At 43.0% G+C, this 13,288-nt stretch carries 13 protein-coding genes; 10 read left to right on the forward strand and 3 right to left on the reverse strand.

Annotated elements, in window-relative coordinates; translation table 11 throughout:
* Positions 1–199 precede the first annotated feature (199 nt).
* The 6 genes from FSC11_RS12485 to rdgB all read left to right on the forward strand — a co-directional run bounded on the left by FSC11_RS12485 (position 200) and on the right by rdgB (position 7,825).
* Positions 200–2,479, forward strand: a complete 2,280-nt coding sequence (locus FSC11_RS12485; RefSeq protein WP_163167217.1) for a TonB-dependent receptor — start codon at positions 200–202, stop codon at positions 2,477–2,479.
* A 465-nt stretch (positions 2,480–2,944) separates the two neighbouring features.
* Positions 2,945–4,642, forward strand: coding sequence for a 2-isopropylmalate synthase (leuA, locus tag FSC11_RS12490; protein WP_163167219.1), 1,698 nt, complete (start codon positions 2,945–2,947; stop codon positions 4,640–4,642).
* 112 nt (positions 4,643–4,754) lie between these two features.
* Positions 4,755–5,915 carry a homoserine O-succinyltransferase MetX gene (gene metX / locus FSC11_RS12495; RefSeq protein ID WP_163167221.1) on the forward strand — a complete coding sequence of 387 codons (1,161 nt, stop codon included), beginning with the start codon at positions 4,755–4,757 and terminating at the stop codon, positions 5,913–5,915.
* Positions 5,915–6,508, forward strand: a complete 594-nt coding sequence (gene metW, locus FSC11_RS12500; RefSeq protein ID WP_163167223.1) for a methionine biosynthesis protein MetW — start codon at positions 5,915–5,917, stop codon at positions 6,506–6,508. Before metX ends, metW begins: the two co-directional genes overlap by 1 nt.
* Positions 6,505–7,095 (forward strand): tetratricopeptide repeat protein, encoded by a 591-nt coding sequence (locus tag FSC11_RS12505; protein WP_004813225.1) that lies wholly within the window; start codon positions 6,505–6,507, stop codon positions 7,093–7,095. The genes metW and FSC11_RS12505 overlap by 4 nt, the downstream gene beginning before the upstream one ends.
* 103 nt (positions 7,096–7,198) lie before the next feature.
* Positions 7,199–7,825, forward strand: coding sequence for an RdgB/HAM1 family non-canonical purine NTP pyrophosphatase (gene rdgB, locus FSC11_RS12510; protein WP_163167225.1), 627 nt, complete (start codon positions 7,199–7,201; stop codon positions 7,823–7,825).
* A gap of 102 nt (positions 7,826–7,927) precedes the next feature.
* Here rdgB and FSC11_RS12515 read toward each other — a convergent pair whose 3' ends face one another.
* Both FSC11_RS12515 and FSC11_RS12520 read right to left on the reverse strand, forming a co-directional pair.
* Positions 7,928–8,809 carry an AEC family transporter gene (locus FSC11_RS12515; protein ID WP_163167227.1) on the reverse strand — a complete coding sequence of 294 codons (882 nt, stop codon included), beginning with the start codon at positions 8,807–8,809 and terminating at the stop codon, positions 7,928–7,930.
* Positions 8,810–8,923: 114 nt separating this feature from the next.
* Positions 8,924–9,706, reverse strand: a complete 783-nt coding sequence (locus tag FSC11_RS12520; RefSeq protein WP_163167229.1) for an NRDE family protein — start codon at positions 9,704–9,706, stop codon at positions 8,924–8,926.
* Positions 9,707–9,800: 94 nt separating this feature from the next.
* On the opposite strand from FSC11_RS12520, the gene lgt reads away from it, so the two are divergent.
* The 3 genes from lgt to FSC11_RS12535 all read left to right on the forward strand — a co-directional run bounded on the left by lgt (position 9,801) and on the right by FSC11_RS12535 (position 11,462).
* Positions 9,801–10,610 (forward strand): prolipoprotein diacylglyceryl transferase, encoded by an 810-nt coding sequence (lgt, locus tag FSC11_RS12525; protein ID WP_004813235.1) that lies wholly within the window; start codon positions 9,801–9,803, stop codon positions 10,608–10,610.
* A 95-nt stretch (positions 10,611–10,705) separates the two neighbouring features.
* A complete protein-coding gene (locus FSC11_RS12530) occupies positions 10,706–11,095 on the forward strand; it encodes a hypothetical protein (RefSeq protein ID WP_004890194.1) in 390 nt (129 codons plus the stop codon).
* Positions 11,088–11,462: a hypothetical protein gene (locus tag FSC11_RS12535; RefSeq protein WP_163167231.1), complete on the forward strand. Its 375-nt coding sequence runs from the start codon at positions 11,088–11,090 to the stop codon at positions 11,460–11,462. The genes FSC11_RS12530 and FSC11_RS12535 overlap by 8 nt, the downstream gene beginning before the upstream one ends.
* A gap of 33 nt (positions 11,463–11,495) precedes the next feature.
* On the opposite strand, the gene FSC11_RS12540 is transcribed toward FSC11_RS12535, so the two are convergent.
* Positions 11,496–12,041, reverse strand: coding sequence for a CHAP domain-containing protein (locus FSC11_RS12540; RefSeq protein WP_004890200.1), 546 nt, complete (start codon positions 12,039–12,041; stop codon positions 11,496–11,498).
* A gap of 418 nt (positions 12,042–12,459) precedes the next feature.
* Between FSC11_RS12540 and FSC11_RS12545 the strand changes: the two genes are divergently transcribed.
* Positions 12,460–12,951 carry a lipocalin family protein gene (locus FSC11_RS12545; protein WP_103800890.1) on the forward strand — a complete coding sequence of 164 codons (492 nt, stop codon included), beginning with the start codon at positions 12,460–12,462 and terminating at the stop codon, positions 12,949–12,951.
* Positions 12,952–13,288 lie beyond the last annotated feature (337 nt).

Raw genomic sequence — 13,288 nt, forward strand, 5'->3', positions numbered from 1 at the left:
AATAAAAACTAAATAAAGCCTGTCTTTAATCAATCTATATTAAAAACATAGTTTTAATGCTCTCTGCTCACTATAATTTATCTATTTTTTAAATTGATTAAATTTTGTTCATCGCCAATATCAATACAAGAAGGATAGCAACGATAACAATAATAATTATTATTTGCGAATCCAAACTTAAAAATAAAAAAGAATCATTATGAGCTATATAAAATCTCGTAAAAAAATAGTTTCTTCAGCCATCTTTTCTTCCCTTTCTTTTGCATCTGCACACGCGATTGCACAGGAAAATGTGGTACAGCTTGAGACCATTCATCAGGAAGTACAAGCTGAACCCGTGCCGGGTCTAAAAGTCGATCAGTCAGCAAATAGCAAATTTGTTGCCCCTCTCCTGGATACCCCGAAATCTGTGGTTGTGATTCCTCAACGACTGATTGAAGACACTCAAGTTACCACTCTGGCTGATGCTTTGCGTACTGTACCGGGGATTACTTTAGGCGCAGGTGAAGGCGGCAATCCGAATGGGGACCGGCCTTTTATCCGGGGTTATAACTCGGAAAGTTCAATGTATGTCGATGGCGTGCGGAATTCAACTTCACAAAACCGAGAAATGTTTGCCGTCGAACAGGTCGAAGTCACCAAAGGGTCTGCTTCTGCCATGGGCGGTGCGGGCACTACGGGTGGCAGTATTAATATGATCTCCAAAGTGGCGAAAAAGGGAGATGCGCTGGAAGGCTCTGTTGCGGGTGGTACAGATATGTATGCACGTATCACTTTGGATGCTAACAAGGACTTCGGCAATGGCATGGCGGCTCGTATCGCGGTCATGGGCCACCAGAATGAAAAAGCGGGTCAACATGACGGTGCTGAATATAAACGTGCTGGTATTGCACCCAGCTTCAGTTTTGGCCTGGACAGCGCAACGCGTGGAACTTTAAGTTATTACTATTTGAAAACTGATGATATTCCAGACTCCGGCGTTCCCTATAATAATCCATTTGGAGCCACCAATGCCAATGTCGCTTTAAATGGTAATGGGAAACCAATTGATGTCAAAGCTGGTCAATACTATGGCTGGAAAGATCGTGATTTCCAGAAACAGGAAAACCAGATTGGTACCCTCAAGCTGGAACATGATCTAAATGACAATTTAACCCTCAGCAATACGGCGGTATTTAACCGTTCTAAAAATGACTACCTCTGGACCAATCCTGACGATTCACGCGGAAACTTCATTTTAAATGGCAATGTCTGGGCTCGGGCCAATTCACGTATCGCAGATACCGATACCTTTATTGATTTGCTGGCTTTAACCGGTAAATTCAACACCGGTATCATCCAGCATAGCTTTAATCTGGGTGCAGAATATTCGGATCAGGATACTGAGCGTACTCAATATATTATTAACGGTCTGAATGCGACTGGCAGTTCCTATGCAGCCTGTGGCACTCCTGCCAATATTGTCTTAGGTTGGTGTACTTCTGTAGACAATCCAAATCGGAGTACCTGGACGGGAACGATTAGTACGGATGGTGCAGACAGTTATCATATTGAGACAAAATCCCAATCGATCTACTTCCTGGACAGCATCGAACTGCATCCACAATGGATTGTGGATCTGGGAGTGCGCTGGGATGACTATAAGACCCAGCAAACATTAACCTATGGACGATTCAATAATGCGGTGACAGGTGCCAACAATACGCCGATTACAGCCGTTCCAGGCGATCAACTCAGCCTTGAAAATGAAGATGACTTTATTAACTATCAGGCTGGTCTGGTCTTTAAGCCAAGAGAAAATGGCAGTATTTATATCAGCTATGCCACTTCCTCAAATCCGGTTGGCATCGATGGCGGTGATGGTTCCGAAAGTATTACTTTAGCTATTGAAAATTTAAAACCGGAAAAAGTCCGTACCATGGAACTGGGGACTAAATGGGACATTCTGGAAGACAAACTTAATTTGACCGCCGCCATTTTCCGTACTGAAAAAACCAATACCCGTTCAACCGATGCTGATGGTACTACCCGTAATATCGGAGAGACTCGTGTTGATGGAATTGAGCTAGGTATCAATGGAAATGTCACTGACAAGTGGGCAATTTCTGCAGGCTACACTTATCTGGACAGTGAAATTGTTGACGATGGTACTGCTACTAATGATGGTAACCAGGTGCAGAACGTACCGGAAAACAGTGCAACCTTGTGGACAACCTATCAGGTCATACCTCAACTAACATTGGGTACCGGTGCTGTGGCAATGGATAAAGTTTATGGCAATGCCGCCAATACCAAATTTGTTCCCGGTTATGTGCGTTACGATGCCATGGCACGTTATCAGGTGAACCCCAATGTGGATCTACAGCTAAATATCAATAACCTGTCCGATACACGTTATTTTACCAAAGCCTATTCTTCCCACTATGCTACAGAAGCAGAAGGCATCAGTGCCGTTTTAGGCCTGCATTTTAAATACTGATCTGAGCAATCTTCATGATATTAAGGGCTAGTCTGGATTCATCAAACTAGCCTTTATTTTTTGATATGAAAGATTTCATGTATGCATTGCTTAAGAACTTCCAACAAAGCTATTATATAAAGAAATATTTTAGCCTTATCGCTTAATTACAGTAAAATCCAACAAAATTAAAATAGATTATAGAAATATTTTTCCAATTAATAACTTTATAAGAAAATCTTTTTTAAGATACGACTAAAATCCATAGAAAAAGCAAAAACTTTTCACGTTTTCTGGACTAAAATTTAATTATAGGTTCACCATGCAGGTGTCTGGTCGATCCTGATGATCAAGACTTTAAAAAATACAGGATTGATCTTATTTACCCACACCTGCCTGTAAACGAATATATAGACAAAATCTATACTGTAGACCGAGCAACTGCTGCACCAAGCGAGTTTGCCAGACTACCTAAGGAGCTCTCTCATGATGTTGGCTGATCCAAGTAAAAAATACCGTCGCATGTATCAACGTGTGGACTTACCAGACCGTCAATGGCCGAACAATGAAATCACTAAAGCGCCAATCTGGATGAGTACTGACCTGCGTGATGGTAACCAGGCGATCTTTGAGCCAATGAACATCGAGCAGAAGTTCAAAATGTTCCAGATGTTGGTGAAAATCGGTTTCAAACATATTGAAATCGGCTTCCCGTCTGCATCTCAAATTGATTTCGACTTCACCCGTAAATTGATTGAAGAAGGTCATATTCCGGATGATGTTTACATTGAAGTATTGGTTCAGGCACGTGATCATTTGATTGCACGTACCTTCGAATCTTTACAAGGTGCAAAACGCGCAATTGTGCATATCTATAACTCGAACTCACCGACCTTCCGTCAAAAAGTGTTAAATGTGGATGTTGAAGGTGCGAAACAGTTAGCGATCAATGCAGCGCAAAAAGTAAAAGACTATGCAGCGAAACAGCCTGAAACTGAATTTATCTTCCAGTACAGCCCTGAATGTTTCTCTGCAACCGAATTAGAAGTCGCGAAAGATGTCTGTGATGCAGTGACTGAAATCTGGGAAGCTTCTCCTGAAAACAAAGTCATCTTGAACTTGCCAGCCACTGTCGAAGTGTCTACACCAAACGTGTATGCCGACCAGGTGGAATGGATGCACCGCAACATTGAGCGTCGCGACGGCGTGATCATTTCAGTTCACTGTCATAATGACCGTGGCTGTGGCATTGCAGCGTCTGAATTGGCGATTATGGCGGGTGCTGACCGTGTCGAAGGTTGTGTATTCGGCAATGGTGAACGTACCGGTAATGTGGACGTAGCGGCAATTGCCTTAAACATGTATACCCAGGGTGTTGCACCAGAATTAGATTTCTCGAATATTAACGAAATCATCGCGACTGTTGAAGAATGTACCGGCTTGCCTGTACATCCACGTCATCCATATGCGGGTGATTTGGTGTTTACAGCGTTCTCAGGTTCACATCAGGATGCGATCAAAAAAGGCTTCGAATTCCAGAAAAACCAAGAAATCTGGGATATGCCGTACTTGCCAATCGATCCGAAAGACCTGGGCCGTGACTATGACGCCGTGATTCGCGTGAATTCACAGTCAGGTAAAGGTGGTATCGCTTACTTGTTAGAATCGAACTATAACGTGACTTTACCACGTCGTTTACAGATCGAATTCTCGCAAATCGTGCAGCAAAAAACCGATGAAGACGGTACTGAGATTTCAGCACAAGCGATCTGGACATTGTTTAAAGACACCTACGTCGATGCCAAAGATGCGCACTACGCTGCCAAGAACTATAAATTGTCAGATGAAAATGGCAACCAAGTAATTGAGCTAGATGTTGAAGTCAATGGTGAAACTCAGCGCTTACGTGGTGAAGGTAACGGTCCAATTTCTGCGATTTTGGATGCATTGCAATTGCCAATTGACGTGTTGAACTATGAAGAACGTAGCATCAGTTCTGGTGCACATGCCAAAGCCTTGGCATTGGTTGAACTTCAAGTGAAAGGTACCGGTAAATCTGCCTTTGGTGCTGGTGTTCACGACAACATTGTGACCTCTTCAATTGAAGCGATTATCGCATGTACCAACCGTCTGATTGACCAAGGTGTGTTAAGCACTGAACAGGTGATTGCTGCTGCCGTCTAGACACGGTATTAGAATTAGCGATAATTCATAGCACTAAAAAGACTTTAGAAGGATACCTGCAAATGGTATCCTTTTATTTATTCATACTAAAGATTTAAGGCGAATCATTCCCGTGTCTTTTCCAGCTGACTCAGTGGGCCTTGTTGTCCCACAAAAGTTCCAATTCGAACAGCCGTTAGAGCTTGAATGCGGTCGCATCCTCCCCCGTTTTGAACTGATGGTTGAAACTTATGGCGAACTCAATGCCGATAAGTCCAATGCCATTCTGATTTGTCATGCCCTTTCCGGTCATCATCATGCTGCTGGCTATCATCATGAAGATGATAAAAAACCAGGCTGGTGGGAGGCCTGTATTGGTCCAAACAAGGCAATTGATACCAATAAATTTTTTGTGGTTGCCCTGAATAATATTGGTGGCTGTAGTGGTTCAACAGGTCCAACTTCTCCGAACCCTGAAAATGACAACCGCCCTTATGGTCCTGATTTTCCTCTAGTGACTGTACGTGACTGGGTGAAAACCCAAGCCATGCTGTCTGACCGTCTCGGTATTGATGTGTGGTATTCCATCATCGGTGGTTCATTAGGCGGTATGCAGGCATTACAATGGTCGGTAGATTATCCAGATCGTCTGCAAAAATGTGTGATTATTGCCAGCGCACCTAAATTATCTGCACAGAACATTGCCTTTAATGAAGTCGCACGTCAGTCAATTCTGTCAGATCCGGATTTCCATAATGGCCGTTATCTGGAACATGATAGCTATCCAAAACGTGGCCTGATTCTGGCACGTATGGTCGGTCATATCACCTACCTGTCTGAAGAAGCCATGAAGCAGAAATTTGGTCGTGATTTAAAATCCGGTAAATTTATGTATGGTTTCGATGTGGAGTTCCAGGTCGAAAGCTATTTGCGCTATCAAGGTGAACAATTTAGCCGGAACTTTGATGCCAATACTTACCTGATTATGACCAAGGCGCTGGATTACTTTGATCCTTCACGTGAATACCAACAATCATTGGTAAAGGCAATGGCCCAAACCAAATGTAAATTCCTCGTGGTCTCTTTCACAACTGACTGGCGGTTCTCACCTTCACGTTCTGTTGAAATCGTAGACGCCTTAATTACCAATAATAAGCCTGTCAGCTATCTGGATATTGATGCTGAGCAAGGCCATGACTCCTTCCTGTTCCCGATTCCACTGTATGTGAAGTCATTGCGTGCCTTCTTGGGTGGTGAAGAACTGTTAAAATCAACCCCGAAGGAGGCTGTGTAATGCGTATTGATCAACAACTGGCAGAACGTTGGATTAAACCGGGTTCACGCGTCCTAGACCTGGGCTGTGGTGACGGTGAATTATTGGCTCATATGAGCAAAAAGCACAATATTCGCGCATACGGATTAGAAATTGATCAGGAAAAGATTGCAATTGCAGTCAGTCGTGGGTTAAATATCATCCAGCAAGACTTAAATCTGGGATTAAGTCGTTTTGCAGACCAGTCTTTTGACTATGTTGTCATGGCACAGGCTTTGCAAGCTGTAGATGCACCGGACGTTTTATTGCGTGATATGGTGCGAGTGGGTAAACAGGCGATTATTACTTTCCCGAACTTTGCGCACTGGAAGACTCGTTCTTTCCTGGCACTAAAAGGGAAAATGCCTGTTTCGGAAGCTTTACCCTATATGTGGTATAACACACCGAACATCCATTTATGTACTTTCCGTGACTTTGAAGCACTTTGCGCGGAAAATAACATCAAAATTATTAACCGACTCGCTGTGAATGGGAATCAACAAGACAGCATGCTCAGCAAGCACCTCCCTAATCTGTTTGGTGAAGTCGCAATTTATCGAGTGAGCGCTCTATGAAAAAATTATTACTAAGTACGACGCTACTGGCTGGACTTTTTAGCTTTCAGGCCCATGCAGACTATGTTGCACCAACGCCTTCTGTCGCAAGTCAGGCCGCACAATATTCCATCATGGACATTAATAGCCTGATTAAGGCAGCGAAGGCAGGACAGCCAGGTGCACAATTCTATTTAGCAACCAAATACCAGTATGGCAAAGACATTCAGAAAGATGAACGTCAGGCTTTTGCCTGGTATAAAGCAGCAGCCGATCAAGGTCTGGCAGTTGCTCAATTGAATGTAGGCCGTATGCTGGCAGATGGCATTGGCACCAAGAAAGATGAAACGCTGGCTCGCCAGTACTTTGAAAAAGCAGCCAGCCGTGGTGATAACCGTGCCAGCTTCAATCTGGCCATGATGGAAGAGAAGAAGAAAAACTACATGGGTGCTTACCAGTGGTATGAGCTTTCTACCCGTGACGGCATGCTGGACAATAAAGTGATTACTTTATCTGAAGGCAAGAAAACTGCATTGGCAGCCAACTTGACCCAGGAACAGATCCGTCAGGCACGTGATCGTGCTGACAGATGGATTCAGGCACAATAAGCTGAATGGTATAAATAGCACCTTCGGGTGCTTTTTTATTGCTACAAATTCTTCATCCATTGCTAAAATAGCGCCCATTCTTTATCTAATAATGAGTTTTAACATGGCTGCAACTGACTGGTTATCCCAAGGCACACTGGTACTGGCAAGTAATAATAAAGGCAAGATTGCAGAATTTGAAAAGATGTTTGCAGAACTCAAACTTCCAGTTGAAGTGATTCCTCAAGGTAAGCTGAATATTGAAGACGCAATTGAAGATGGTTTGAGCTTTGTTGAAAATGCCATTATCAAGGCACGTCATGCCTCACGTATTTCTGGCAAACCTGCGATTGCTGATGATTCAGGGATTTGTGTACCAGTTCTGGGCGGTGCACCTGGAATTTACTCTGCACGTTATGCGGGTGAACATGGTGATGATGCAGCGAACAACGAAAAATTACTGGCTGACCTGAAACCACTGCGTAAAGACGGTGAACCGATTGAAGGCATGTTTGTGTGTGTACTGGCCTTAGTTCAACATGCCGAAGACCCATTACCACAAATCTTCCAGGGCATCTGGAAAGGTGAGATCTTGGAAGCAGCCCGTGGTGAAAATGGCTTTGGCTATGATCCGCTGTTCTGGTTACCTGAACTGGGTATTGCGAGTGCGGAAATGAGCAAGGAAGAAAAAAATAGAATTAGTCACCGTGGTCAGGCAATGCAACTATTTAAAGCGAGTCTGGAAAAGTAAGTTTCATCTCTCATGGCTCCCTCTCCCGTTGGGAGAGGGCTGGGGCGAGGGATTTAAAATGCATCTTATTCTCTCTCGGGGAAAAGGACTTTTCTGATATTTTTATAAACCCGGCACCAACGCATGCACCACCACTCCATATACGCCGATCAAGATCGCACTGGCAATCGTTCCTGAAGCAATATATTTCGCTGAATAACCTGTGCCTTGATAATGGGTTTCCAGTGCCACAATATTGGCTGCTGGTGGAAGCAGGAAATACATCATTAAAACAGCATAAGTTAGTATTTGATGCGGAATTGGCAATAAGAAATAAGCACCTGCTGCCAGTCCTAAAGACAGAATAAAGCGACCACTAATCAATATTAAACTACGGGTCAAATCACTTAGCTGAATCCGGACATGACGGAGCCACATGCCTAGAATACACATACCAGCAAAGGTCACCAGAAACTTGTTCGCGGCATAGCCCCACTGAATCACTGGATGCGATTCATAAGCACTAAAATCCCAAAATGATAAAACTGCTGCAACCGTCAGTGCAATCACCGGTGGAGACTTCAGCATATTTTTAATAATGAATTGCGGTGTCTGCTTTTCAGCACTCACTGCTACAACTGCACTGACATTTCCAAATAAAGAACCGCCGATATATAAGGCAACAATGGTATTTAAAGCATCAGGACCAAATAACGCCAAGGCAAAAGGAAATCCCAGCCAGACACCATTCAAATAACTAAAACATAGTGCACGTAATTTATCTTTGGAGAAAAAGTAGAACAGACCGAACAAAAACAGCGAGCTAAAGATACTAAAACCAATCAGCCACAAGCTACCCTGCTTATAGAACGCCATGTTGTAAATTATAATCAACGGGATCAGCAGACGAGCCAGTAAAGCGGCCATAAATGGACGAACCGGCTTTAAATAATGGATGCCCCAGAATCCAATTAGAAATGAAATAAGTGGTAGGAGCAGTGCCATAAAAAAGATAAAGTCAGGAGTAGTAGACAGGCTTCATTCTAGCACACCTCTATATACTCAGAAGGGTGTTGTTTAAACTGATATCTTTATAAATATCATCACCAATACTGTTATTTAGCTAATAATCGGAATAACTTGTTCAACGATCTGTCCTGCTGTTTCACCCTGCTGGGATTTTTCCAGCCACTGCCACTCATCGGTTTTCATTCTCAGGAAATTGGAACAGCGCGTGCCATAAGCCGGACTTTGAATAAAGGTTGAAGACAACAACTGTTCCAGTTCATGTGAAATCCCGGTCTTCGGCAACAACTCCGGAATGATCTTGCGTTCATCTTCCAGAATATCCCAGACGGCATAATAAAGATCCGACTCAGGTATATCGGGATGCTGCATCATGGGCAGGAATTCCTGGGTAAAACGCTTGCGTAAGTGACGGGTCTTTTCCCAATGTTCAGTCAGCAAACCATTGGATACCACATATACACCATGTGCCAACACTTGCGGTGCTTCACCACGGTTACTCATATAGACCGCCTGCTCTCGATCGCCGACAAACAGGTTAAAGCCAGCATAATCATATTGATGTTTTTCTAGTTCTTGAGCAAACCGGATAGGTGTCAATTCAGATTCCAGAAAATGCTGAATGATATGTCCACGTGAAGTTGGGTAGTTATTCTTGTCATTACCATCCCTGAAATTGGTAATCACTGCCCATCGTCCTGAAGTAGTTATACCCATCCAGGTACCACCAGACTGAAGATCCTGCCCTGCAATAATTGGGCTATTTTGCCAGGCATGCAGGGCGACTGTCGGACGCTGATAAAACTCATCCCGGTTTGAAATCAGACAAAGTGGCGTGTCATCCAGTACACGCCAGGCCAAGGCAACGATACACATAATTGATGCTCTAGATCTTTACACATTGAATGTACAACATTTTTCCCAAGTTTAGGCTAAAATCAGGGCAAAACAGAAAGACAAAGGAAGATGCATGCTCAACTATCCCAATATTGATCCTGTAGCGATTTCGCTCGGGCCATTGCAGGTCCACTGGTATGGACTGATGTACCTGATGGCATTTTTATTTGCTTGGGGGCTGGCGACGTATCGCGCTAAACAACGCGGCTGGACATCAGATATGGTCTCGGATTTAATCTTCTTCGGGGCGCTTGGGGTGATTATCGGTGGCCGTGTTGGTTATGTATTTTTCTACGGTTTTTCCCAGTTTCTGGCAGACCCATTGTGGCTGTTCCAGATCTGGACAGGTGGCATGAGCTTCCATGGCGGTTTCCTAGGTGTAATCCTGGCGATGCTACTCTGGTGTAAAAAATACAACATGACCTGGTTCCAGACTCTGGACTTTATCGCGCCGTGTGTACCGACCGGTCTGATGTTTGGCCGTATTGGTAATTTCATCGGCGGGGAACTGTATGGTCGTCAGGTGACTGATCCAAACTTTGCTTTTGGCATGATTTTCCCAACCGATCCACTCCAACTGGTTCGTCATCCATCACAACTGTATCAGGCACTTTGTGAAGGTCTGATTCTGTTTATTGTACTATGGTGGTTCAGCTCTAAACCTCGCCCACGTATGGCAGTTTCTGCGCTCTTCCTGATTGGTTACGGTCTGGCACGTTTCATCGTCGAATTTTTCCGTGAACCGGACAATGGTCAATTGTTTATTGGCTGGATGAGTAAGGGGCAATTCCTCAGCCTGCCAATGATTCTGATTGGCCTATGGATGATGTGGTATGCCTACCAGAAAAAAATTTATGACTGGGGTCCACAGAAAAACGTATAAGATATCCTGAACATATTGCGAGGCATCTGCCTCGCTTTTTTATATCTGAAATATGCTAAAGTGCAGATCAACTCTTTTGGATCTTCACGGTTGCCATGCTTGAATACTGGTTTAATCCGCAAATTTCTGTCATTAAAAAATTACTGATTTTTATCGTGATTGCCGTACTGACAGCAGTGCTGTACTGGATAGAACCTTTACCGCTGGATGCGATTCTGATGTTCGCCGGTACTGGAATTATTTTTCTGATCTGCCGTTATTGCAAAATTCATTTTGCTGCAAAGAATCCGACAGGCTTGTTCTATCGCATACTGACCTGGATTCCAATTGCCCTATTATTGGCATTAGTCTTCATGAATATGAAAGATGGCGAGATCCTGGTTGCAGGTGCGCAGGGCATTGGCTTTATGGCGATTGCCATCTGCCTGTTTTCACCACTGTCTTTAATGCATAAAAACACGGACACTCCACCGCCTCATGCTTAATTACTGGTATTCCGAACGCTGCACACGCCAGATCAGGCTGATCGTCTGTATCGCCACCTGTGCAGTGATTTATTACGCTTCTACCTTTGCAGAACTAAATACAATATTTGTCGGCATCAGTCTGGCAATTGGGATGCTTAGTCATGGCTTACGTACAGTCGCCTTGAAACTGCCTGAACAGAATCCCTATCGGGAAGGTTTTACACGACTGTTTTTCTGCATTCCGCTGATTGCCCTGATCACCCTGTTTGGCTATCTGCCTGAACAGCACAAGATAGCTTTAGGCATTCAATGCATTGGCTTCAGCGCGCTTGGATTATTTATCCTGTCTATTTACGGGAATCGTGCGAAACGCTTCGAAGATTGAACCATTTCGCAAATGCTACTTTTAACTTCTAACTTAAAGGTGAGAATCCAGGCGGTAATAAGTGTATTTCACATCAGAATTACGATAAACCGCATAACCTGACTGTCTGAAATCTGATACCCATGCAGAACCTGAGTATGCTGCAATATGCCCGTACTTATGCTTGGAAGTCCGGTCAATGATATAGATATCACCCTTTTTCGGACGGTCAAATGACAGGTTGATTTTGCGGTAGCCCAATTTCTGTAAGGTACTGCCCCAGTCAGCTGCTGCTACAGGATGATTCACAATTTTTGCACCTGAAGATTGCAAGCCGATACGAATACTGCGCGCACATTTCTGTGTACTGGTACTACGGGTAATGCCTTGCAGATAACTGGTGAATTTTTCAATATTAAAACGCTGGCCATTCATCGCACTAAAAGTCTTGCGTGATTCAGAACTTGTGTTACGAGCTGATTCAGAGCTGTTACGCTGAGGCTGACGTTTAGAATTTTGTCCCGACTGGGAACGAATTATGACGTTCGCTTGAACAGGAGCATGAACTTCACTCATATTCACTTGATGATCATAAATCATATTAAACCAAGTACTCCTCGCCCTTAAGCAGGCGTTCATATCTTTTGAAAGGCCCAAATACTAGCCCCATTAATGTTATTTTTCACGTTCAAAATGTAAATAAATTTATCAATATTTAACTGATTAAATGTAAGCTACTATTCCGCATAGAATTATTTAACTCTATTAAGTTACAAAAATTTTTATTATTAAGTTTTATTGAATAATAAATTAATTAATCGACATACTTTTAAGCAATAAATTATAAAAAATGACTAGATTTCGACCTACTTAACATTTCTTATATATGCTCTACCCATTCCCATCTCATTGAAAACAAACACAACATTTCACTACATGATTACATCTTTTCTTTAGCAGCTCCATGTTTAGACTGATTGAGCGAAAAAAAATGAACTGAAATAAAGCGGAGAAAATAATGAATCATGATATCCCTACCGTTTCAAATTTTGATCTCACCAAATATTTAGGCACTTGGTATGAAATTGCCCGTCTCCCAATGAAACATCAACCTGAAGACAGCACTGATATTTCAGCTGTTTATAGCCTGAATGAAAGTGGTAGCGTACGTGTTCAGAATCGTTGTCTGGATGGTGATGGCAAGCTGGATGAATCCATTGGTGAGGCAACGATTGTAGATGCTGCCAATGCCAAACTTGAGGTCAGTTTCCTGCCAGAAGGTTTACGCTGGGTGCCATTTACCAAGGGAGATTACTGGGTATTGAAGCTGGATGCTAGTTATCAAACGGCTTTGGTCGGTGAGCCAAGCATGAAATATCTGTGGCTGTTGCATCGCACCCCAACCATTGATGAAGCGACTAAGCAGGAATATCTGGCTTATGCACAATCGCTCGGTTATGACTTGTCTAATCTGATTGACACAGTACATACTGGTAAGCCAACAGCTTAAAGCAGGCGATAAAAAGGCATCCATTATGGATGTCTTTTTTATTGTATTTTCTCTCTCCTCCAGTCACCTTCCCGGCGATGTGGAACTGAGAAAAAGTCATGATGAGCGCAATTTTAAGATGAAAGCGCCTTGAGATTATTATGAGATGTTATATAAAGCGGATCGGGAGTCTCTTTTTAATGCTGAACAGGAAATTGAGAAGTTAAAAAATTATTAGAACTCAAAGGTATTAATTCAAATCAGCTCACATAATAATATCGATAGCAGAAAATCACCTATCTTGTCTAGGAGGTTAAATCGCAATCAAGATAGGTGATTTTCTAAAGTTATATGTCAA

The sequence above is a fragment of the Acinetobacter schindleri genome, from assembly GCF_010918895.1.
Taxonomy (GTDB): Bacteria; Pseudomonadota; Gammaproteobacteria; order Pseudomonadales; family Moraxellaceae; genus Acinetobacter; species Acinetobacter schindleri.